Annotated in this window: 23 protein-coding genes; 13 read left to right on the forward strand and 10 right to left on the reverse strand. The window is 76.7% G+C overall.

Going from position 1 to position 19,431, the window contains the following annotated elements; genetic code table 11:
- Positions 1 to 3: 3 nt before the first annotated feature.
- The 4 genes from ACI794_RS00530 to ACI794_RS00545 form a co-directional block, all read right to left on the reverse strand.
- Positions 4 to 993: a zinc-dependent alcohol dehydrogenase gene (locus ACI794_RS00530; protein WP_456615462.1), complete on the reverse strand. Its 990-nt coding sequence runs from the start codon at positions 991 to 993 to the stop codon at positions 4 to 6.
- Positions 990 to 3,332, reverse strand: a complete 2,343-nt coding sequence (locus ACI794_RS00535) for a CDP-alcohol phosphatidyltransferase family protein (RefSeq protein ID WP_456615463.1) — start codon at positions 3,330 to 3,332, stop codon at positions 990 to 992. Before ACI794_RS00535 ends, ACI794_RS00530 begins: the two co-directional genes overlap by 4 nt.
- Positions 3,333 to 3,395: 63 nt before the next feature.
- On the reverse strand, positions 3,396 to 4,295 hold the full coding sequence (locus tag ACI794_RS00540; RefSeq protein WP_456602792.1) for a hypothetical protein: 900 nt from the start codon (positions 4,293 to 4,295) through the stop codon (positions 3,396 to 3,398).
- Positions 4,292 to 5,056 carry a class I SAM-dependent methyltransferase gene (locus ACI794_RS00545; protein WP_456602791.1) on the reverse strand — a complete coding sequence of 255 codons (765 nt, stop codon included), beginning with the start codon at positions 5,054 to 5,056 and terminating at the stop codon, positions 4,292 to 4,294. Before ACI794_RS00545 ends, ACI794_RS00540 begins: the two co-directional genes overlap by 4 nt.
- Positions 5,057 to 5,355: 299 nt before the next feature.
- Here ACI794_RS00545 and ACI794_RS00550 point away from each other — a divergent pair, with 299 nt between their 5' ends.
- Together ACI794_RS00550 and ACI794_RS00555 are read left to right on the forward strand one after the other, a co-directional pair.
- Positions 5,356 to 5,886, forward strand: coding sequence for a sigma-70 family RNA polymerase sigma factor (locus ACI794_RS00550; RefSeq protein ID WP_456615464.1), 531 nt, complete (start codon positions 5,356 to 5,358; stop codon positions 5,884 to 5,886).
- The gene (locus ACI794_RS00555; RefSeq protein WP_456602789.1) at positions 5,883 to 6,515 is read left to right on the forward strand and encodes an anti-sigma factor family protein; all 633 of its coding nucleotides are present in this window, start codon (positions 5,883 to 5,885) and stop codon (positions 6,513 to 6,515) included. Before ACI794_RS00550 ends, ACI794_RS00555 begins: the two co-directional genes overlap by 4 nt.
- 12 nt (positions 6,516 to 6,527) lie before the next feature.
- Here the strand turns inward: ACI794_RS00555 and ACI794_RS00560 are convergent, their stop codons facing one another.
- Positions 6,528 to 7,064, reverse strand: a complete 537-nt coding sequence (locus tag ACI794_RS00560) for an Rv3235 family protein (RefSeq protein ID WP_456602788.1) — start codon at positions 7,062 to 7,064, stop codon at positions 6,528 to 6,530.
- A gap of 37 nt (positions 7,065 to 7,101) precedes the next feature.
- Positions 7,102 to 7,824 (reverse strand): LysM peptidoglycan-binding domain-containing protein, encoded by a 723-nt coding sequence (locus ACI794_RS00565; protein ID WP_456615465.1) that lies wholly within the window; start codon positions 7,822 to 7,824, stop codon positions 7,102 to 7,104.
- An 86-nt stretch (positions 7,825 to 7,910) separates the two neighbouring features.
- Between ACI794_RS00565 and ACI794_RS00570 the strand changes: the two genes are divergently transcribed.
- The gene (locus tag ACI794_RS00570) at positions 7,911 to 8,480 is read left to right on the forward strand and encodes a hypothetical protein (protein ID WP_456615466.1); all 570 of its coding nucleotides are present in this window, start codon (positions 7,911 to 7,913) and stop codon (positions 8,478 to 8,480) included.
- 4 nt (positions 8,481 to 8,484) lie between these two features.
- On the opposite strand, the gene ACI794_RS00575 is transcribed toward ACI794_RS00570, so the two are convergent.
- Positions 8,485 to 8,739, reverse strand: coding sequence for a helix-turn-helix domain-containing protein (locus ACI794_RS00575; protein ID WP_456602785.1), 255 nt, complete (start codon positions 8,737 to 8,739; stop codon positions 8,485 to 8,487).
- Positions 8,740 to 8,940: 201 nt separating this feature from the next.
- Here ACI794_RS00575 and ACI794_RS00580 point away from each other — a divergent pair, with 201 nt between their 5' ends.
- The 5 genes from ACI794_RS00580 to ACI794_RS00600 all read left to right on the forward strand — a co-directional run bounded on the left by ACI794_RS00580 (position 8,941) and on the right by ACI794_RS00600 (position 13,679).
- Entirely contained in the window at positions 8,941 to 9,765 is an 825-nt protein-coding gene (locus ACI794_RS00580; protein WP_456602784.1) for a flagella basal body P-ring formation protein FlgA, read from the forward strand.
- Positions 9,765 to 11,066, forward strand: a complete 1,302-nt coding sequence (locus ACI794_RS00585; protein WP_456615467.1) for an AAA family ATPase — start codon at positions 9,765 to 9,767, stop codon at positions 11,064 to 11,066. The genes ACI794_RS00580 and ACI794_RS00585 overlap by 1 nt, the downstream gene beginning before the upstream one ends.
- Positions 11,067 to 11,129: 63 nt before the next feature.
- Positions 11,130 to 12,509, forward strand: coding sequence for a WS/DGAT/MGAT family O-acyltransferase (locus ACI794_RS00590; protein WP_456602782.1), 1,380 nt, complete (start codon positions 11,130 to 11,132; stop codon positions 12,507 to 12,509).
- Between the two features lie 26 nt (positions 12,510 to 12,535).
- Entirely contained in the window at positions 12,536 to 13,078 is a 543-nt protein-coding gene (locus tag ACI794_RS00595; RefSeq protein WP_456602781.1) for a DUF6912 family protein, read from the forward strand.
- A 91-nt stretch (positions 13,079 to 13,169) separates the two neighbouring features.
- Positions 13,170 to 13,679 (forward strand): MaoC family dehydratase, encoded by a 510-nt coding sequence (locus tag ACI794_RS00600; RefSeq protein ID WP_091928934.1) that lies wholly within the window; start codon positions 13,170 to 13,172, stop codon positions 13,677 to 13,679.
- 22 nt (positions 13,680 to 13,701) lie between these two features.
- Here ACI794_RS00600 and ACI794_RS00605 read toward each other — a convergent pair whose 3' ends face one another.
- The gene (locus ACI794_RS00605; RefSeq protein WP_456615468.1) at positions 13,702 to 14,118 is read right to left on the reverse strand and encodes an NUDIX domain-containing protein; all 417 of its coding nucleotides are present in this window, start codon (positions 14,116 to 14,118) and stop codon (positions 13,702 to 13,704) included.
- Positions 14,119 to 14,203: 85 nt separating this feature from the next.
- Here ACI794_RS00605 and ACI794_RS00610 point away from each other — a divergent pair, with 85 nt between their 5' ends.
- The 5 genes from ACI794_RS00610 to ACI794_RS00630 all read left to right on the forward strand — a co-directional run bounded on the left by ACI794_RS00610 (position 14,204) and on the right by ACI794_RS00630 (position 17,592).
- The gene (locus tag ACI794_RS00610; protein WP_456580595.1) at positions 14,204 to 14,827 is read left to right on the forward strand and encodes a DUF6758 family protein; all 624 of its coding nucleotides are present in this window, start codon (positions 14,204 to 14,206) and stop codon (positions 14,825 to 14,827) included.
- 164 nt (positions 14,828 to 14,991) lie between these two features.
- Entirely contained in the window at positions 14,992 to 15,150 is a 159-nt protein-coding gene (locus ACI794_RS00615) for a hypothetical protein (RefSeq protein ID WP_236825822.1), read from the forward strand.
- A 4-nt stretch (positions 15,151 to 15,154) separates the two neighbouring features.
- Positions 15,155 to 15,790 carry a PH domain-containing protein gene (locus ACI794_RS00620; RefSeq protein WP_456602779.1) on the forward strand — a complete coding sequence of 212 codons (636 nt, stop codon included), beginning with the start codon at positions 15,155 to 15,157 and terminating at the stop codon, positions 15,788 to 15,790.
- Positions 15,791 to 15,840: 50 nt separating this feature from the next.
- Positions 15,841 to 16,698: a PHP domain-containing protein gene (locus ACI794_RS00625; RefSeq protein ID WP_456615589.1), complete on the forward strand. Its 858-nt coding sequence runs from the start codon at positions 15,841 to 15,843 to the stop codon at positions 16,696 to 16,698.
- A gap of 36 nt (positions 16,699 to 16,734) precedes the next feature.
- On the forward strand, positions 16,735 to 17,592 hold the full coding sequence (locus ACI794_RS00630) for a RecB family exonuclease (protein ID WP_456615469.1): 858 nt from the start codon (positions 16,735 to 16,737) through the stop codon (positions 17,590 to 17,592).
- On the opposite strand, the gene ACI794_RS00635 is transcribed toward ACI794_RS00630, so the two are convergent.
- Both ACI794_RS00635 and ACI794_RS00640 read right to left on the reverse strand, forming a co-directional pair.
- Positions 17,589 to 18,467 (reverse strand): oxygenase MpaB family protein, encoded by an 879-nt coding sequence (locus ACI794_RS00635; RefSeq protein ID WP_456602777.1) that lies wholly within the window; start codon positions 18,465 to 18,467, stop codon positions 17,589 to 17,591. The genes ACI794_RS00630 and ACI794_RS00635 overlap by 4 nt on opposite strands.
- Positions 18,464 to 19,384: an alpha/beta fold hydrolase gene (locus ACI794_RS00640; protein ID WP_456615470.1), complete on the reverse strand. Its 921-nt coding sequence runs from the start codon at positions 19,382 to 19,384 to the stop codon at positions 18,464 to 18,466. Before ACI794_RS00640 ends, ACI794_RS00635 begins: the two co-directional genes overlap by 4 nt.
- Positions 19,385 to 19,431: the final 47 nt, after the last annotated feature.

Raw genomic sequence — 19,431 nt, forward strand, 5'->3', positions numbered from 1 at the left:
CGCTCACTCCTCGTCGTAGGCGATCGTGTGGCAGAGGGCCGGGAGCCGGCCGTCGGCGAGCCGCGCCATCACCTCGGGCAGGTCGTCGAACCGCGACTGGCCGCTGAGCAGCGCGTCGAAGGAGCCGTCCCGCAGCAGGTCGAGGGCGAGCGCCAGCCGGTCCCGGGACGTCCGCGAGCTCCGTCGCGCCGGCGCCACGGACCCGACCTGGCTGCCGCGCAGCTGCAGCCGCCGGGAGTGGAACGCGCCGCCGAGCGACAGGGTCACCTCCCGGTCGCCGTACCAGCTCAGCTCCAGGACGGTGCCCTCGGCCCGGAGCAGGTCGATCGACAGCTGGAGCCCCGCGTCGGTCGCGCTCGCGTGCACCACGAGGTCGCGCCCGCCCGAGGCGCCGCCCGGCGTGGCGAAGGCGACGCCGAGCGCTTCGGCGACCGGCGCGCGGGCCTCGTCGACGTCGACCAGTTCGACCTCGGTGGACGGGAAGCGCGCCAGCAACCGCGCGACGGAGCACCCGATCATCCCCGCGCCCACGACGGTGACCCGGTCACCGAGCAGCGGCGGTGCGTCCCAGAGCGCGTTCACCGCGGTCTCGACCGTCCCGGCCAGCACGGCCCGGCGGGGCGGGACGCCGTCGGGTACCGGGACGACGGCGTCGGCGGGGACGACGTAGACGGTCTGGTGCGGGTGCAGGCAGAAGACGGTCTGCCCGACGAGCGCGGCGGGGCCGTGCTCCACCACCCCCACGCTCAGGTACCCGTACTGCACCGGGCCGGGGAAGTCCCCGACCTGGAAGGGCGCCCGCATGGCCTCGCGCTGGTGCTCGGGGATCTCGCCGCGGAAGACGAGGGTCTCCGTGCCCCGGCTGATCCCCGAGTGCAGCGCCCGGACCACGACGTCGTCCGGGCCCGGCTCCCGCAGCCGGACCGCCCGGATCTCCCCGGCGCCCGGCCCGCGCAGCCAGAAGCCCCGCGCCGGCGCCGCCGGGTCGCTCACCGCACCGGCCCCTCGGCGCGGACGGCCGGCGCGGCGTCGAACGCGTCCAGGAACCGGTCGCGGAAGGCGTCCATGGGCCACACCGGCGCGGTGGGGCCGGGCAGCAGCCCGGCGTGCCAGTCCCAGGCGGAGATGCTCCGCAGCACCGCCGGGTCCGACGTCACGAACGAGACGGGCACCTGGCGGTCCGCGTCGGGGCCGCTCACCACCGTCACGGGCTGGTGGTCACCGACGACGACGAGGACGAGGTTGTCGTCGTGGTCCAGGCGGACCACCCAGGAGATGAGCGCCTCCAGGGAGTACCCGATCGACTGGGCGTAGAGCCGGCGGACGGTCCCGGGGTCGCGCCAGGCCTCCTCCGGCGAGGGACCCTGCGTGGCCATGGCGGCGAAGACGGAGCCGTCGCCGACCTCGTCCCACGGCACCATCGTCGGCTGGGGGGTCCACGGCTGGTGGGAGGAGACGAGGTCGACCTGGGCCATCACCGGGGGGTGCCCCGGGAACAGCTCGAGCCGCTCGAAGGCGGCGAGGGTGTACTGGTCGGGCATCGTCGCCCAGCTGAAGCCGGGGCCCTGGTAGCCCAGGCCGTGCCGGTCGTAGACGCGGTCGTAGCGGTAGAACGACGCGCCCTCCGGCCACGGTGCGTCGTTGGCCGGGTTGACGGCGACGGTCCGCCAGCCGGCCGCGGAGAAGACGCTGGTGAGCGTGCGGCGGTCGCTGTCCAGGAGCCGGTCGTAGCGCGGCTGGCCGTCGATCCACAGCCCCGACTGCAGGGTCGCGTGGGCGAGCCAGCTGTAGCCGCCGTAGGTCGGCGAGTCGAGGAAGGCGCTGCGCGCCTGGAACCCGGCGCGCTCCAGCCTGCTCGTGCCGCTGCGCAGCACGGACGTGACACCGGGAGCGATGACGGGGTCCTCGACGGCGACCCGGCCGTAGCTCTCGACGAAGGCGATGACGACGTCCTTGCCGCGCAGCGCGGCGAGGAGCCCCGACCCGCTCGCCGGACCGGTCCGCGGATCGGCGGAGCGGACCGCGGTGTCGAAGCGCTCCTGGTCGGCGAGGGCGTCCCCGACGTCACGGCTGTGCGCGAGGGCCAGCCCGGCTGCGCTGGCCGATGCGACGGGGCCGGCGGGGGTGAGCTGCAGCGACAGCGCGGCGCAGACCGCCCACGCCAGGCCGAGGGCGGCGAGACCCCGGACCGATCGGCTCCGGTGCCGGGCGGCGCCGCTGGTGAGGCGGATCGTCGACCCGACGACGAGCGCGACGAGCAGCACGACGGCGAGCGCGGCCAGGACGAGGACGCCCAGGGTCGCCGACTCCCCGACCGAGTCCCGCACCACCTCGATCGCCGGCAGGAACGCGCCCCGGTCGAGCACCGGGTTGAACGGCCGGCCGAGCTGGGCGGTGAAGCCGGCGTCGAGGAGCTTGACGATCGCCAGACCGGCGAGCACCGCGCCCGCCGCCGCCGCCACGACCCGTCGGGGGCGCGGGGGCAGCACGAGAGCGAGGGCCACCAGGGCGAGCCCTTCCAGCGGGATGCGCGCGAAGGACGCCGCGGTCAGCAGGTCCAGCCGAGGGGGCGCGACGAGGACCGCCCACACCACCGCCGCCGCGACCAGCGCGGTGGCGGACCGCACCGCCCGCCGGGTATGCGGTCCCGCGCCGGTGCGGTACAGGCAGACGACGCTGCGGCCGAACGACTCGACGAGGAGCAGCAGCGCCACCCCGACCGCCGCCGTGCCGACCGGGCGGGGCAGGACGCCGGAGACCGCGACGGTGAGGACGACGCCCGCGACGGCGGCGACGACCTTGCCCCAGTACCGGGGCGGCAGCGGCGCGGCCAGCCACGGGAGGGCCCAGCCCGCCACCAGGAACACGTACCGGGCGGCGCCGATCGCCAGGACCCAGGCGCCGTGGTCCCGGGCGACCGCGACGCTCAGGACGAGGATGAGGAAGGCGTCGATCTCGCCGTCCAGCCGGGCCCCGAAGGGCGTGACGGTCCCGGTGCGGCGGGCCACCCGGCCGTCCACGTTGTCGAGCACCAGCGCGACGGAGGAGAGGACGACGACCGCGGTGGCCGGCAGGGGCCGGTCCGCGGAGTCCGCGACGAGACCGGCGACCCCGGCGGTCAGCAGCGCCCGGCCCAGCGTCACCCGGTCCGGCGGGAGGACCGGCTCGCCGCGGCGGGCCCGGCCGACGACCAGCAGCGCGGTCGCGGCCCAGCCGGAGGCGAGCCCGACCGACCAGCCCGCGGCGTCCAGTCCGACGGTCAGCGACAGGACGCCGAGCAGGGCGGCGGTGCCCAGCGCGCCCAGGACCGTCTCGAGCCGGGGAGCGCGCATCGCACCTCCATGACGGTCCAGGGCGGCCTCTGCCGGGGAGCACGGCCCCGGGCGCGCGGTGGTTCAGCCGGGGCCGGCCGGCCGCGTGGGGGCGCGCCCGGCGAGGTCGAGCTGGTGCGCCAGGTAGACCAGGTCGCCCCCGGCGAGCTGACCGCGGCGGGCCGCGAGCCAGCCGGCGAGGCCGGGCGGCGCGGCGGGGCCGGCCAGGGCGTCCTCCACCGTCTGCAGGATCGCCTCGACGAAGAACGCCTCGTCGTCCGGGTACCCGCCGTCCGGGTCGGGGTGCACGACCCAGTCGGAGGCCCCCACCGAGGCAGCCGGCGCGCCGGCGGCCCGCAGGTGGTGGAAGAGGTGGCGGCCCGTCCGGCTCTCCCCGGCGGGGCGTCCGAAACGGACGCGCTCGTCCATGGTGCGGTGGTAGGCGGCCAGGACCTCCTCGTCCGCCGGGTGGCCGGGCTGGAAGTCGCTCTCGCCGTCGTAGTTGACGGTGAACCAGTAGGCGCCCCCAGGCGCCAGCAGCCGGAGGAGCCCGGGCAGGACGGCCGGCACGTCCACCAGGTCCAGGAAGGCGTTGGCGATCAGCAGGTCGGCCGGTTCCCCGCGACCGGAGGCCAGGTGGTCGCCGAGCTCGGCCTCGACCAGCCGCACCCGGAGCTCGCCGAGACGCACGCCGTCGGGGAGGAGCTCGGTGGCGATGCCGCGCTCGCCGGCCCAGCCGCAGAGCCAGGTGCGCGAGTCCCGGAGCAACCGCCGGTCGACGTCCAGCAGCACGTACTCGCCGGCGCTGAGGACCTGCCACTCGAGCAGGCGAGCCACCATCGTCCCGAGGCCGGCGCCGATCTCCAGGACACGGCAGCCGTCCGGCGGCAGCAGGCCGCGGAGGTCCCCCAGCACCCGGTGGTTGAGGGCGCGGTCGTCCACGGTCTTCTTGGCCGCCAGGTAACGGGTGTAGGGGTAGGTCATCGTTTCTCCGCCACCAGCGCGAACTTGCGCACCCGCCCGGACCCCAGCCAGTCGCTCCACGACCGGTGGGCGCGGAGCAGGTCGGTCAGGGCGGCGGCGCCGATGACCGCCGAGATCCCGGCGGCGTCCGCCTGGTAGGACCGCAGCAGCGCCGTCGCCGTCGCGTGGTGGGCCGCGGTCCGCTCCTCCTGCCAGGTCACGGTCAGACCGGCCTCGCGCAGCAGGCCGGTCAGCGCGGCGAGCGGGATCAGCCACACGGTGTCGGCGTCGGGCATCCGGGCGCGCTCGCCCGCGGTGAGCGGCGTCCCCTCCTCGAGGGTGCAGGCCAGGCGGCCCCCCACGGGCAGGGCGCCGGCGACCGCCTCGACCAGGGCCGCCTTGTCGGGGAAGGCCAGCATCGTCTCCAGGAGCAGCACGACGTCGAAGCGACCGTCGGGCAGCGGCGGCACGTGCGCCTGCTCGAAGCGGCACGGCAGGCTGCCGGCCAGTCCGCGGGCGATCTGCACGGCGCTCGCGGAGCTGTCCACGCCCAGGTAGCGGCACCCCAGCTCCGCGGTGATCATCCGGCCCGGGCCGGCGACCCCGCAGCAGAGGTCCAGGACCGAGACGCCGGGGCCGATGCCGGCGCGGCGGGCCAGGGCCCGGATCTCGCCCGCGCGCATGAAGCTCTCCTGGCCGACGTACTCCCCGCGGGGGTGCGCGGCCTCGCCGGCCCGCTGCAGCGCCGTCCGGAACGGCGCCCGCTCGTCCTGCCGCACCACCGGGCGCCCACCACCCCTCGGGTCCGGGAGGCCGCCTGTCCTCCGCCGTGCGTCCGGCCTCGGTCCGGTCTGCCAGGGAGCACGGGGCGACGGCGGGGACGGTTCACCCGGTCGGGCGCACGCTGAACCGCCGGCCGAGGTCGTACGTTTCCGAGGACGTGACCACGGTGCGGGCGACGACCGGCTCCGACCGCCACGTCGGCGCGTCCGGTGGCCGCGGGAGTGCCGGGTCTCGCTGGGGCCGGCAGCCGCGCGCCGCGGTATCGACAGCGACGGCGGTGAGCCGGATGCTCCTCGGGGTGAGCCGATCCAGGATGCCGGAGGCGGCCGACGAGGTGCTGCTGCGGCGGCTCTGGGACGAGCACGCCGGACCGCTGCTGGGGTTCGTCATCCGGCTCAACGGCGGTGACCGCGGTGCCGCGGAGGACGTGGTGCAGGAGACGCTGCTGCAGGCCTGGCGGCACCCGGAGGTGATGGACCCGGCTCGCGGACCGCTCCGGCCGTGGCTGTTCACGGTGGCCCGCCGGCTGGTCATCGACCGCCACCGGGCGCGCCTCGCCCGTCCCGCCGAGGTCGACGACGCCGTCCTGCCGCACCTGGTCGCGGACGACGGCACGGACACCGCCCTGGATCGCTGGCTGGTCGCCGACGCGCTCTCCGCGCTGACCCCGGCGCACCGGGAGGTGCTGCTGCACACCTACTACGCCGGTCGTACCGTCGCCGAGGCGGCCGTCGTCCTGGGCGTGCCGCCCGGGACGGTGAAGTCCCGCGTCTTCTACGCCCTGAGGGCGCTGAAGCTCGTCCTCGAGGAGCGGGGGGTCACGACGTGAGCTGCCCGCGGGAGGTCGACGTCGGCGCCTACCTGCTCGACGCCCTGGAACCCGACGAGCGGATGGGCATGGCGGCCCACCTGCGCGGCTGCCCCGTGTGCAGCCGGACCCTGGACGAGCTCGGCGGCCTGCCGCCGTTGCTGGCCACCATCCGGCCCGGGGACGCGCACCCGGAGGACCCCGTCCCCAGCGAGGTCTCCTTCCAGCGGTTGCGCCGCTCGGCGGTCCCCGTCCGGCCGGTCCGCCTGCGCCACCGCAGGTTGCTTGCCGGGGCCGTCGCGGCGGCGGTGGTGGTCGGCGGGGGCATCGGTGCCGGTGTGGTGCTGACCTCGGGGCCCGCGGAGCCGGCGACGCTGCAGGGCAGCGCGGGCGACCTCCACGCCTGGGCGACGGTCGCCCCGGAGGGTGACGGCTCGAGCATCGCGCTGACCATGGAGGGCCTCCCGCACGGAGCGACGTGCTGGCTGGTGGCCGTGGGCCAGGACGGCGAGCGGCACCGCACCCGCAGCTGGATCACCGACGAGGGCGACCACTCGTGGACCGGCACGGTCGCGCTCTCACCCGAGCAGCTGGCCCGGCTGGAGATCGTCGGCGGCGACGGGCGCACGCTGGTGACCCTGCCCGCCTGAGCGGGCGACCGGTCAGCCGATCTGCAGCGCGGTGCAGCGCCAGCGGCCGTCCATGCCCTCCAGCCGGGCGGCGACGGCGTGCGCCCGCCCCGCGCGGTGGACGACGGCGCTGACCTCCGCCACGCCGTCGACCGGCTCGCAGACGCGCACCGGCCCGACCACCACGGGCGCGCTCCCCTCGGTGCACCACCGCGGCGGGCGACGGGCCGACAGCGCGGCGTAGACCCCGGTCGAGGCGAGCGGCTGCACCTGGGTCAGCGGGCGACGGCCGACGAGGGCCTCCAGCGCGGTGGTCACCAGCCGCCGGGCCGCCGCAGCCGCGGGCGGGAGGTCGGCCCGCCCCGTCAGGACCGGTCCGAACTCGTCCAGCGGGAGGCCGGCCACGTCGCGCAGCCGAGGGCCCGGGCGCGGGACCGGCCGGGGGAGTGGCTGCTCCGGATGCACCAGGCGCAGCGCCGGCCGGAGCTCGCCCGGCGGCTGCGGCGTGGGGACGACCGTCACCCGCAGGGCCGGAGGCGCAGGGGGGACGGTGCGGGACGGTGCGGTCATCGAGGGCTCCCGGGGACGGCGGTGGGGGACGGTCGGATCACGGCCGGGCAGGTGGTCGGAGCACCTGGCCCGGCAGCAGCAGGTCGGGGTCCGGGCCGATCACCTCGGCGTTGGCGTGCCACCAGGCGGCGACGGCCGTGGCGACCTCGGCGGTGGAGGGCTGCGCCCCGCCGGTGCGCGCCAGGTGGCCGGCGGCGATGGTCCAGAGGCAGTCGCCGCGCACCACGACGTGCTCGCCGGCGGCGGGAGCCTCCGGCCAGTCGGGGATGGCGTTGCGGGGGTCGCCGTCCGGCGCGGTGGGCGCCACCGGTGCCGGCCAGTCGGGCACGGCCTGCCCGGGGAGTCCGGCGGTGACCCCCGGGTCGGCCGCGGCGGCCGCCGAGGTGAGGGGCAGCCCGGGCGCCGCGGCGCCCAGCACCGGCGGTGCGATGCCGAGCCCGATGCCCAGCGCGAGCGCGGCGGCCCGCCGGGCACCGGAGGGCAGCAGCCCGCGGAGTGCGCCGGCGGCGAGCGCGCCGGCGGCCCCGGGCAGCGCCGCGGTGGCGGTCAGCGCCAGGCCGAGCGCGCCCCAGCCCCACACCACCCAGGCGAGCAACCCGACCAGGTGCACCACCAGGGCGTCGGCCCCGACGGTGTCGGCGGTGCGCTGCGCTGCGGCGACGGCGGTGACCGAGGTGGGCGGCACTGGGGCGAGGAGCACGAGGACCGCGGCGATCCCGGCCATGCAGAGGGCCGTCCCGAGCAGTCGCCGCACCGGCATGAGCCACCTCCCCCGTGTTGACGTCACGCCACTAAAGCAACCAAATGCAGGCAAACGCAAGTACTTGCACGATCTAGGCTGTGAGCATGCGATGGCAGCAGCTGTTCGCGGACCTGCAGGCGCAGTTCGAGGCCGCGGAGGACGCCCAGGACCGGGCCGAGTGGGCCTCGCGTGCCCGGGCCGAGATCGGCGCGGTGCGGCTGGCCGAGCGGATCGGTGGTTCGCTCGGGGCAGAGCTGGTGGTCACCTGCCGGGGAGCCGGCCGGGTCCGCGGCGTGCTCGCCGACCAGGGGGGCGACTGGCTGCTGCTCGCCGACGACCGCGGTCGGGACCAGCTGGTGGCGATGGCGGCGGTGCGGGCCGTCGAGGGTCTGGGGCGCTGGACGGCGCCGGCCGAGGACCCGGGCCCGGTGCGTGTGCGCCTGGACCTGCGCCGGGCCCTGCGCGGCCTGGCGCGCGACCGCAGCGCCGTCCAGCTCGTGCTGGAGGACGGCTCGCTGCTGACCGGGACGATCGACCGGGTGGGCGCGGACTACGTGGAGGTGGCCGAGCACGCGGCGGACCAGCCGCGCCGCCCGGGCGCGGTGCGCCGGGTCACCGCCGTGGTCGTCGACGCCGTGGCCGTCGTGCGCACCCTGGCGCCCGGATGGGACTGAGCCGTCAGGCCCGCTCGGAGGCGTCGGCCCCGGCGGTGGAGCCGGCCGCAGGCTCGGGGGGCACGGCGCCGGCGCGGGCCTCGGCGTACTTCTGCTGGATGAAGCGCTCGAGCTCGTCCACCTCGACGCGCCACTGGCCGCGCCCGCCGATCTGGATGGCGATCAGCTCCTTGCGCCGCACCAGCGCATAGGCCTGCGACCACGAGACGTTGAGGATCTCCGCGACGTCGTCGAGGGTCAGGAAGCGGGGCGTGGGCATGGGCGTCTCCATCCGTTCGCGGACCAGTCTGTCAGCCGTGCCGGTGGTCCGTGGCGGCCGTCCACACCCGAACGTGTGGACGACGGATGCACGAGATCGGATGCGTACCGCATCATCGGCGTCCCAACGCCGTCACCGACCCGCATCGACGGGTCGACGCGCCCGACCGGGCCGGCGACGTGCTCGCAGAGAGAAGGTCGTGTGACCGCCGTGCGCACCCCCGGCACCACCGAGCTGCCGGCCGGGCCCACCCCGCGGCGGGTCCGGGCGCCGGGCTGGCTGGACCTCCGGCTGGTGCTCGGCGTGCTGCTCGTCCTCGCCTCGGTGCTGCTCGGCGCCCGGGTCGTCAGCGCGGCGGACGCCACCGTGCCGGTGTGGAGCGCCGCCGAGGACCTGGCGGCGGGAACGGTCCTGACCGCCGAGGACCTCGTGGTGGTCGACGTCCGGCTCGACGAGGCGGCGGAGAAGTACCTGTCGGGCAGCACCCGACCCGACGGCAGCGCCCTCTCCCGCGGCGTGCGGGCCGGCGAGCTGCTGCCCCGCTCGGCCCTCGAGGGCCCCTCGGAGCTGGTCCAGCTCGCGCTCCCGGTCCAGGCGGGTTACGTGCCCCCCGGGCTCCGGCGAGGGCAGCTGATCGACGTGTACGCCGTCGCCGATCCGGCGGCCGGCGCCGCCGGCCAGGACGTCGGCAGCGTCGCGCTCGTCGTCGGGGCGGCACCGGTGCAGGCGCTGTCCGGCGGCGCCCAGGGCGTCCTGTCGACACCGACCGCCACGGTGCAGGTCGTCGTCGGCGTGGCGGCGGACGACGCCGCCGACGTGCTCGCCTCCATCGCCGGGCGCCCGCTCGTGGTGGTCGCCCACCCCGCCGGCGCGACCGCGGAGGTCGGCGTCACCCGCGCCGACCGGGAGCGCGCGACCCCGACGCCGACCTCGGTCCCGGTGCCCGCACCGCCCGCCGCACCGCCCGCCGCACCGCCCGCCGTGGCGACCGGCAGCGCGCCCGCCGCGGCGGGACCGACCGGCTGATGGCCCTGCAGGTCTTCACCGCCGTCACCGGCGCCGGCTGGGAGTCCGAGCTCGTCGGTGCCCTCGACCGGGACGACCACGGGGTCACCGTGGTCCGCCGCTGCGTCGACGTCTCCGACCTGCTGGCCGCCGCCGCCACCGGTACCGGCCAGGCGGTGCTGCTGTCGGCGGAGCTGCGGCGGCTCGACGGGGAGACGGTCGCCCGGCTGCACGCGGCCGGGGTCGCGGTCGTGGGTCTGGTCGAGCCCGGCGACGAGGCCGCCGCGCAGCGGCTGCGCCGCCTCGGGGTCGCCCAGGTGCTGCCGGCGGACGCCGACCCCGAACTGATCGCGCGGGCGCTGCGGGACGCGGTGTCGGGCGTCCCGGCGCCCGGCCACGACGTCGCCGACCTGCGTGCGGCCCTCCCGGCGTCCGGCGCCCCCGGCGCCTCCGGCGAGCGGGAGCGGCCGCGGGGTGGGCAGGGCCGCGTCGTCGCGGTGTGGGGCGCGACCGGCGCCCCGGGCCGGACGACGGTCGCGGTGGGCCTCGCCGACGAGTCGGCCCGGCTCGGCGTGCCCACCCTGCTGGTCGACGCCGACGTCCACGGCGGCGTGGTGGCCCAGGTGCTCGGGCTGCTCGACGAGTCGCCCGGGCTCGCCGGCGCCGCCCGGCAGGCGGGGCTCGGCACGCTGGACGGCGCGGCGCTCGCCGCGCTGGCATGGGCGGTGCGCCCGGACCTGCGGGTGCTCACCGGGCTGGCCCGCGCCGACCGGTGGCCCGAGCTGCGGCCGGCCGCGGTGGCCGCGGTGCTCGACGAGGCCCGCCACCTCGCGCAGCTGACCGTCGTGGACTGCGCCTTCGGCGTGGAGGACGACGAGGAGCTCTCCTTCGACACCGCGGCCCCCCGGCGGAACGGGGCGACCCTCGCCGTCCTCGAGCAGGCCGACACCGTGCTGTGCGTCTCCGGGGCCGACCCCGTGGCCCTCCAGCGGTGCGTGCGGGCGCTCGACCAGCTGCACGACGTGCTGCCCGACGTCGAGCCCGAGCTCGTCGTCAACCAGCTGCGCCGAGGGCCGGTCCCCGGGGATCCGCGGCAGGAGGTCGGCGACGCGCTGGCGCGCTTCACCGGCCGGCGCCCGCGGTTCTTCCTCCCGGCGGACCGCCGCGCGACCGATGCCGCCCTCGCGGCCGGCCGCACCCTGGCCGAGGCGGCGGCCGGCTCGCCCCTGCGCGCGGAGCTGCGGGCGCTCGCCGCCCAGCTCGCCGGTGTGCCCGCCCTCGCCGCCGGACGCCGTCGTGCGCTCGGCCGGCGGGCGGGCTGACCACCGGGCTGTCCGGAACGTCGTCCCCGTCGTAGCGTGGGGCACCGCAGGGGGAGGAGAACGATGGTCGAGCGGCTGGGCACCCTGGAGGCCTCGTTCCTCTACCTCGAGGAACCCGGCACCCCCATGCACGTCGGCGGGGTGCTGGTGCTGGAGGCGCCCCCGGGCGGGCTGGAGGCGCTGGCGGCGCTGGTCGAGGCGCGGTTGTCCCTGGTGCCGCGGTACCGGCAGCGCGTCGCGGAGGTGCCGGGCCACCTCGCCAACCCCGTGTGGGTCGACGACCCCGACTTCTCGCTCGACTACCACCTGCGCCGGTCGGGGCTGCCCCGGCCGGGCACGGAGCAGCAGCTGCTCGACCTGGTCTCCCGGCTGATGTCCCGGCCCCTGGACCGCAGGCGCCCGCTGTGGGAGGCCTACCTGGTCGAGGGGCTGGAGGGCGGCCGGGTCGCGGTGGTGACCAAGACCCACCCGGCGCTGGTGGACGGCCTCAGCGCCGTCGACATCGGCCAGGTGCTGCTGGACGTCTCCCCGGACGCGCCGGTCCCCTCGCCCGGCGAGTGGTCGCCCCGGCGCCCGCCGTCGGGGGTGGAGCTGGTGTGGTCGGCGTTCGAGGACTACCGCCGCCGCCCGTCCTCGCTGGTGGAGCTCACCCGCTCGGCGGTGACGGACGCGCGGGCCACCGCGGTCCGCATCGGCGGTGTCGCCGGCGGGCTGGTCCGGACGGCCCGCTCGGCGATCCTCCCGGCGCCGCACAGCCCGCTGAACGCGACGATCGGCCGGCAGCGCCGGGTCGCGGTGGCGTCCGCCGACCTCGACGACCTCAAGCGGGTGCGCAAGGCCCACGGCGGAACGGTCAACGACGTGCTGCTGACCGTCGTCGCGGGGGCTCTCCGGGAGTGGTTGCTCTCGCGCGGCGAGCCGGTCGTCGGCGGCACCTCGGTGCGCGCCCTGGTTCCGGTGTCGGTGCAGGACGAGGACGGGGCCGGCGGCAACCAGGTCACCTCGCACCTCGTGGACCTGCCGGTCGGCGAGCCCAACCCGCGGGTCCGCCTCGCGCGGCTCACCTACGCCATGCGGGGGGTGACCCAGCACGGGCGGTCCGTCGGCGCGGACAGCCTCATCGCGCTCGGCGGCTTCGCGCCCTCGACCCTGCACGCGCTCGGCGCGCGGGCCGCGCGCGGGCTCTCCCGGCGGCTGTTCAACCTCGTGGTGACCAACGTGCCCGGCCCGCAGCTGCCGCTGTACGCCGCCGGCGGCCGGGTGCTCGAGGTGTTCCCGGTGGTGCCGCTGGCCCGGGGGCAGGGGCTCTCGATCGGGATGACCTCCTACGACGGCACGGTCTTCTTCGGCCTCAACGCCGACCGGGACAGCGTCAGCGACGTCGAGGTGCTCGCCGACCTGATCGAGCAGGAGGTCGCGGGGCTGGTCGAGACCTCCACCTGAGCCTCCGCCGGCCGGCCGTTACGGTCGTGCCTCCACCGACGAAGGGGGTCGACCGGGTGCGCGTGTACCTGCCGGCGACGACGAACGTGCTCCGCACCCTGGTCGACGAGGGGCGGCTGCCCGCTCCGCAGACCGTCTTCGCGGTGACCCCGCAGCTGCGCCGGTTCTACGCGGTGAGCGACGCGGAGGCGGACGGCGAGGAGCTGGAGTACGCCGCCCTCCTGGCCGCGGCGCGCGCCAGCCTGCGGCTCCTGGACCTCGATCCCCTGGCCGCGCGCCGGCGGGTGGTGCTCGCGGCCGACGTGCCCGACGACGCGGTGACCCCGATGGACGAGCCGCACGTCGACCCGGGCGCGGCCCGCGTCCGGCACGAGATCCGCGTCGAGGACGTGGCGAGCGCGCACATCGACGACGCAGAGGCCGAGGGCGACGTCCGCGCCGCCGTCGCCGTCGTCCTGGAGGCCGACCTCGGCAGCGAGGACGCGCAGTTCGTCGTCGACCAGGCCGAGGGGCACGAGCTGGGCTGGTACGCCACGCAGGAGATAGGCCCGGTGCTCGAGCTGCTGTGAGGCCCCGCGGACCGGCCGCCCGGGGGAGCGGCACGGTGCCGCCTCCGTAGGATCACGACCCGTCCGCAGCGTCGAGGTCGGGAGCCAGCACATGCAGTTCGGTCGGTACTACGAGGAGTTCGAGGTCGGGGCCGTCTACAAGCACTGGCCCGGGAAGACCGTCACCGAGTACGACGACCACCTGTTCTGCCTGCTCACGATGAACCACCACCCGCTGCACATGGACGTGAACTACGCGGAGAAGACCACCGACTTCGGCAAGAACGTCGTCGTCGGCAACTACATCTACTCGCTGCTGCTCGGCATGAGCGTCCCCGACGTCTCGGGCAAGGCGATCGCCAACCTGGAGATCGAGTCGCTGCGCCACGTCGCCCCGACGTTCCACGGCGACACGATCTACGGGGAGACGACGGTCCTGGACAAGACGCCGTCGAAGTCCAAGGACGACCGGGGCGTCGTGCACGTGGAGACGATCGGCTACAAGCAGGACGGCACGGTCGTCTGCATCTTCCGGCGCAAGGTGATGGTGCCCAAGCGCTCCTACGGCGAGGCCCGCGGCGGCGAGCAGCCCGGCCGCCCGGAGCCCACGCCCCGCGGCTGAGGACGGCGGGCGTGCTGACCGGTCAGTCCGGCAGCACGCCCCACCCGCGCAGCGTCTCCACCAGCCGGGGCGTGCACGGCAGCCCGGCCAGCGTCGCCGCGTCCGCGAAGACCGCGTCGACGGCGTCGTCCCCGGCGACCGGCTGAGCGGCCGGGCCGACGAGCGCGCAGGCGACGTCGACGACGTCGTAGACGACCGCGCCGGCGTCGATCCGGACGCGGCCCACCTCCGCGCCGGCGCGCACGTGCAGCCCGGTCTCCTCGCGCACCTCCCGCTCGACGGCGCGGGCGACGGTCTCGCCGGGCTCCACCCGCCCGCCGGGCACCGACCACAGGCCCCGGCCGGGGGCGTTGCGCCGGCGCACCAGCAGCAGGCGGCGGTGCGCGTCGTGCACGATCGCGCCGACGCAGCGCACCACGGGCGGCTCGCCGTCGGTCACGCCCGCAGGCTACGCAGGCCGCCGACGGGGTCGCCCCGCCGCGCTGCGCTTGACGATCGCGGCCGCTCCCGAGACCGTGTCCCCGATGAGTGCGTCGCCGGTCTGCCCGCGCTGCGGTGAGCCACTGGTCGTCCGCCACGGGTCCGAGGCGCACGCCTGGTGCCACCTGCACGGCGCCGTCACGCCCCTGCACCACACCGCGCTGGTCGCCCACGACGCGATCGCCGCCGTCACCGCCGACGCACGCGTGCCGGCGTGGGTGCCCGACCCGGTGCCGCCGGGCTGGGCGGTGACCGGCCTGGCGTGGGGCGGCGAGCCGGGCGCGCGGGCGATCGTCGTCGACTGCGCCGGTCCCGCGCCGCTGGGCGGAGCCGCCGAGCTCGTGCTGGTGGCCGAGGAGCCCGGCACCGGAGTCGGCTGCGGCTACGCGGGGCTCCCCGGGCTCGACCCCGGTGACGTCATCTCCGGGCCGAGCTCGGCGTACGTCGAGGCCGCCGGCCAGCACGCCCCGCTGTGGGCGGTGCCGACCCGCGACGACCGTGCCGCGTTCGTCGGGGAGGCCTACGGCGTCTGGCTGTGGCTGGTCATGTGGCCGCAGAGCGCGGCGTGGCTGCTGGTCGAGGAGCTCCACCTGCTCGACCTGCGCGAACGCATCTACCCCGACCTGCCGCTGGGCCCGGTGGGGGAGCACCTGCTCCCCGGCCGCTGACCCGCGGGTGCCGGAACCGGACGGGCCGCCGGGGGACCGGCGCGTCGGGCGGGCCCACCCTGGGGCCTGTGTTACTCATGGGACGAACGCGTCCGCCGCACCCGGCGGGCCCTCCTGCCGGCCCGGGCGACCCGGGCCGCCTCACCCGCACCCCGGAGGTGGCGGTGAACCTGAAGAAGGTCCTCACCTGGCTGGTCGTCGCCTTCGTGCTGTTCTACGTGATCCAGGCGCCGGAGTCCTCGGCGCAGCTGGTGCGCAACGCCGGCGAGGCGCTCGGCGACGCCGCCTCCTCCCTCGCGCAGTTCGTCGGCTCCCTCGTCTGAGCCGGTGAGCGCCCCCGCCGGGCTGCCGACCCGGGCCGCCAAGGACGTCCGGAAGTACCTGCTGGACGACGAGGACGCGGTGGTGGTCACCCGTCGGCACTGGGCGGTGCTCATCGTGCCGACGCTCAAGTTCCTGCCGGTCCTGCTCGTCGGCGGGTGGCTGCTCGTGCTGGATCCCGACAACCGGGTGACGAGCACGATCGGGATGCTCGTCGTCCTCGTGGCGCTGGGCACCTACGGCATGCGCGTCGGCGAGTGGTGGATGCGGCACTTCATCGTCAGCCGGCGGCGGGTGCTGCTGACCTCGGGCGTCATCGTCCGCACCGTCACCCTGCTGCCGCTGCGCCGGATCACCGACCTCACGTGGAAGGAGACCTTCCTCGGCCAGCTGCTGGGGTACGGGACCTTCCGCTTCGAGTCCGCCGGGCAGCAGCAGGGCCTGTCGGAGATCACCTTCCTCCCGCGCGCCGGGGACCTGTACCGGGAGGTCAGCGGCCTGCTGTTCGGGAGCGACTGGGGCAGCGCCTCCTCCGGGGACGACGAGGGCAACCCCGAGGCGCCGCCGCCGGCCGGGCCGGTCGCCACCGGTGGACGGCGCGACACCGAGCCGATCCCGCCGATCCGGCCGCGGCAGCCGTGACCGGCCGCCCACCGGGTGCGGCGGGCCGCCGTGGGGGAGGCTGACCGGTGATGCGGATCGACCTGCACACCCACTCCTCGGTGTCCGACGGCACCGACGACCCCCCTGCGCTGCTCGCCGCCGCGCGGGCCGCGGGGCTGGACGTCGTGGCGCTCACCGACCACGACACGACGGCGGGCTGGGCGGCGGCGGAGGAGCACCGCCCGGCCGGGCTCACCGTCGTCCCCGGCATGGAGCTCTCCTGCCGCTGGTTCCCCTCCGACGGGCCACCGGTCAGCGTGCACCTGCTGGGCTACCTGTTCGACCCGCTGCACCCGGTGTTCGCCGCCGAGCGGGCCCGGCTGCGGGACGAGCGCCTCGGCCGCGCCGAGCGGATCGTGCAGGCGCTGGCCGACGACGGGTACCCGGTGTCCTGGGCGGAGCTGGTCGAGCACGCCGGCGGCGGGGTGGTCGGCCGGCCGCACGTGGCGCGGGCGCTGGTCCGCGCGGGCGTCGTGGGCACCGTCGACGAGGCGTTCGCCGGGCTGCTGCACCACCGCAGCCCCTACTACGTGAGCAAGGCCGACACCGACGTCCGCGAGGGGATCGCCCTCGTGCGGGCGGCCGGCGGCGTCCCCGTCTTCGCCCACGGGCTGGCCACCAAGCGCGGGCGGGTGGTGGGCGACGACGCGATCGCGGCCATGGCGGCGGCGGGGCTGCTCGGCCTGGAGGTCGACCACCCCGACCACACCGCCGCGCAGCGCGCCCACCTGCGCGGCCTGGCCGCCGAGCTCGACCTGCTGGTCACCGGATCCAGCGACCACCACGGCACCAACAAGGCGACGCCGCTCGGCGCGTGCACGACCGACCCGGAGGAGTACGAACGGCTGGTGGCGGCCGGCACCGGCGCCGCGCCCTGGGGCGACTGAGCCGGGTCGTCGCCCCCCGCGGCTACCGTGACCGGCATGCGCAACCCGACCGACGGCGGCCAGGCGGTGCTGCCCGGCATGCCCCGCCGGCTGCTGCGCGCCTCGCCGAAGTCGCTGGCCGACTTCTCCGACTGCCCCCGGCGCTACCGGTTCGCCAACGTCGACCGGCCCAGCCCGCCGCGCGGCCCGCGGTTCGCCCACCACACGGTCGGGACGGCGCTGCACCAGGTGCTCTCCTCGTGGTGGGACCTGCCCGTCGAGCGCCGCACGCCCGGCGCCGCTCGGCAGCTGCTGATCGGCGCGTGGAGCCCGGCCGGCTTCCGCGACGCCGAGCAGTCCGACCGCTGGCGGGCGCGGGCGGCGGGCTGGCTCTCCGACTACCTCGCCGACGTCGACCCCACCCAGGAGCCCCGCGCGCGGGAGCGGACGGTGAGCACGATGACCGAGCGGATGACGCTCTCGGGCCGGGTCGACCGCATCGACGAGCGCGGCGACGAGCTGGTCGTCGTCGACTACAAGACCGGCCGCTCGCCGAGCACCGACGACGAGGCGCGCGGCTCCCAGGCCCTCGCGCTCTACGTGCTCGCCGTCCGCCGCACGCTGCGCCGGCCGTGCAACCGCGTCGAGCTGCACCACGTGCCCACCGGCACCGTCGCGGCGTTCGAGCACACCGAGCGCTCGCTGGCCAACCACGTCCGGCGGGCCGAGGACGTGGCGATCGACATCCAGGCGGCGAGCGAGGCGGTGGCCGCGGGCGAGGACCCCGACGCGGCCTTCCCGGCGGTACCGGGCCGGCAGTGCGGGTGGTGCGACTTCCGGTCGAGCTGCCCGGCCGGCCAGGCGGCGGGGTCCGCCCGCGAGCCCTGGAGCTTCCTCCCCGAGGACGAGTCCTAAGCCGCGGACGAGGCGTCGGCCACGCGGGCGTAGCCGGCGCGCACGATCGGGGACCGGTACGCGCGGTCGGGGAGCGCCAGGAACGCGGCCCGGAACGCCCTGAGCCCGGCGGTCGCCGCGGCGTCGGTCAGCGCGAGCCCGGGCAGGGAGTACAGCTGCCGGGCCCAGGCGGGCTGCAGGGCGAAGCAGAGCCCGGCCAGGCTGCCCCACACCGGCCGGGCCGGCGTCAGCAGCTGCAGCCACCCGGGCATCGGCGGAAGGAACAGGTCGCGGATGCCCTTCACGGCCGCGGGGGTGGCGGCGAGCGAGGGGCGGATCTCCTCGAAGTAGGCGTCCAGCGCGGCCACCGACCGCGGCACGGTCTCCAGCGGCACGCCGACGAGGTGCGCGAAGGCGACCTGTTCGGCCACGTAGCGGTCGGCCTCCTCGTCCGAGACCGCGACGCCGGCCCGGCGCGCCGTCGTCAAGATGGACCGGACCGCGCAGTTGTGCACCCACAGGAGCAGGTCCGGGTCGTCGACGCGGTACGCCCGGCCGGTCGTCTCGTCCACGCCCGACAGCTTGCGGTGGTAGCCCCGCACCCGGGCGGCCATCCGGCGGGCCTCGGTGCGCCGGCCGAAGACGACCGTCTCCATGTACTGGCCGGTGCGGGTCATCCGCATCCACCAGTCGTCCTTGAACCCGGTGGAGTTGCGCGCCACGCCGTCCATGGCGACCGGGTGCAGGGCCTGCAGCATCAGGGACCCCATCGCGCCGACGTGGTAGGCGGGGTCGCTGTGGATCCGCCACGTCACGCTGCCGGGGCCGAAGAAGCCCAGCCGGTCCTCCTCCTCGGTCCAGTCATCGGGCGAGGGCAGGGGAGCGAGCCGGCTCACGACCGGCCTCCGGCGCTCGACCAGAAGTCGCAGAGCACCTCGAGGGTCCGGGGTGGGTTCTCGACGGCGGGGGAGTGGATGGCGAAGTCGATCACCTCGTGGCGGGCGCCCAGTCGCTCTGCCATGTCGGCCTGCACGTGCGGCATCCACGCGTCGTCGGCCTCGCCGTGCGCCACCAGGATCGGCACCCCGGTCTCCTTGAGCTCGGCCACCCGGTCGGGTTCGGCGAGCATCGCCGCGGCCATGCCGCGGAGCCCCGCGGCGGAGTTGCGCAGGAACCGCCGGGAGTAGAACTCCCGGGTCGGCGCCGGCACGGCCTGCGCCCTGGGGTCGGTCATCGCCACCTGCTCCAGGGTCTGGTGCACCAGCGGCACACCGCCGGCGTCCAGCAGCGGGCCGAGGTGGTCGAGCAGCTCGGCGCGGCGCCCGGTCAGCCGCGAGGGCCCGGAGCCCAGGAGCGTGAACGTCGTGAAGAGGGCCGGCTGGGCGAGGACCGCGGCGCGGGTCACCAGCCCGCCGAAGCTGTGCCCCACCAGGTGCAGCGGTGCGCCGGACTCCTCGCGCAGCACCCGGGCCACCGCGCGGACGTCGTCGCCCAGCGTCTCCACCGAGTACTGGGCCGGGTCGTCGGGTCCGGGCGACTCGTACTGCCCGCGCTGGTCCAGCGCCACGACCCGGTACCCGGCGGCGGCCAGCGGCCGCAGCAGGGGCGCGAAGTCCTCCTTGCTGCCCGTGTAACCGGCCACCATCAGGACCGTGCCGCGCTCGGCGCTCCCCCCGGTGTCCAGGGCGGCGAGCGGCCCGGCGCCACCGGCGAACGTGCGCGGAACAGCGTCGTGCTGCGCGAGCTGGCGGAGGTCGTCGGGCGCGATGGCGAGGGACATGGCGTGGGCGTCGGGGCCGCCGGGCAGGACCATGGTGCCCAGTGAACCCCGCTCGCGGCGGCGATGCCGCACGGGTACCG

Source organism: Blastococcus sp. SYSU DS0541 (genome assembly GCF_054050875.1).

Bases quoted from the DNA above. Each gene is read 5' to 3' on its own strand.
- ACI794_RS00535 (WP_456615463.1), bottom strand. From the start codon at position 3,332: ATGCGCGCTCCCCGGCTCGAGACGGTCCTGGGCGCGCTGGGCACCGCC.
- ACI794_RS00540 (WP_456602792.1), bottom strand. From the start codon at position 4,295: ATGACCTACCCCTACACCCGTTACCTGGCGGCCAAGAAGACCGTGGAC.
- ACI794_RS00560 (WP_456602788.1), bottom strand. From the start codon at position 7,064: ATGACCGCACCGTCCCGCACCGTCCCCCCTGCGCCTCCGGCCCTGCGG.
- ACI794_RS00565 (WP_456615465.1), bottom strand. From the start codon at position 7,824: ATGCCGGTGCGGCGACTGCTCGGGACGGCCCTCTGCATGGCCGGGATC.
- ACI794_RS00570 (WP_456615466.1), top strand. From the start codon at position 7,911: ATGCGATGGCAGCAGCTGTTCGCGGACCTGCAGGCGCAGTTCGAGGCC.
- ACI794_RS00575 (WP_456602785.1), bottom strand. From the start codon at position 8,739: ATGCCCACGCCCCGCTTCCTGACCCTCGACGACGTCGCGGAGATCCTC.
- ACI794_RS00585 (WP_456615467.1), top strand. From the start codon at position 9,765: ATGGCCCTGCAGGTCTTCACCGCCGTCACCGGCGCCGGCTGGGAGTCC.
- ACI794_RS00590 (WP_456602782.1), top strand. From the start codon at position 11,130: ATGGTCGAGCGGCTGGGCACCCTGGAGGCCTCGTTCCTCTACCTCGAG.
- ACI794_RS00600 (WP_091928934.1), top strand. From the start codon at position 13,170: ATGCAGTTCGGTCGGTACTACGAGGAGTTCGAGGTCGGGGCCGTCTAC.
- ACI794_RS00610 (WP_456580595.1), top strand. From the start codon at position 14,204: ATGAGTGCGTCGCCGGTCTGCCCGCGCTGCGGTGAGCCACTGGTCGTC.
- ACI794_RS00625 (WP_456615589.1), top strand. From the start codon at position 15,841: ATGCGGATCGACCTGCACACCCACTCCTCGGTGTCCGACGGCACCGAC.
- ACI794_RS00630 (WP_456615469.1), top strand. From the start codon at position 16,735: ATGCGCAACCCGACCGACGGCGGCCAGGCGGTGCTGCCCGGCATGCCC.
- ACI794_RS00640 (WP_456615470.1), bottom strand. From the start codon at position 19,384: ATGGTCCTGCCCGGCGGCCCCGACGCCCACGCCATGTCCCTCGCCATC.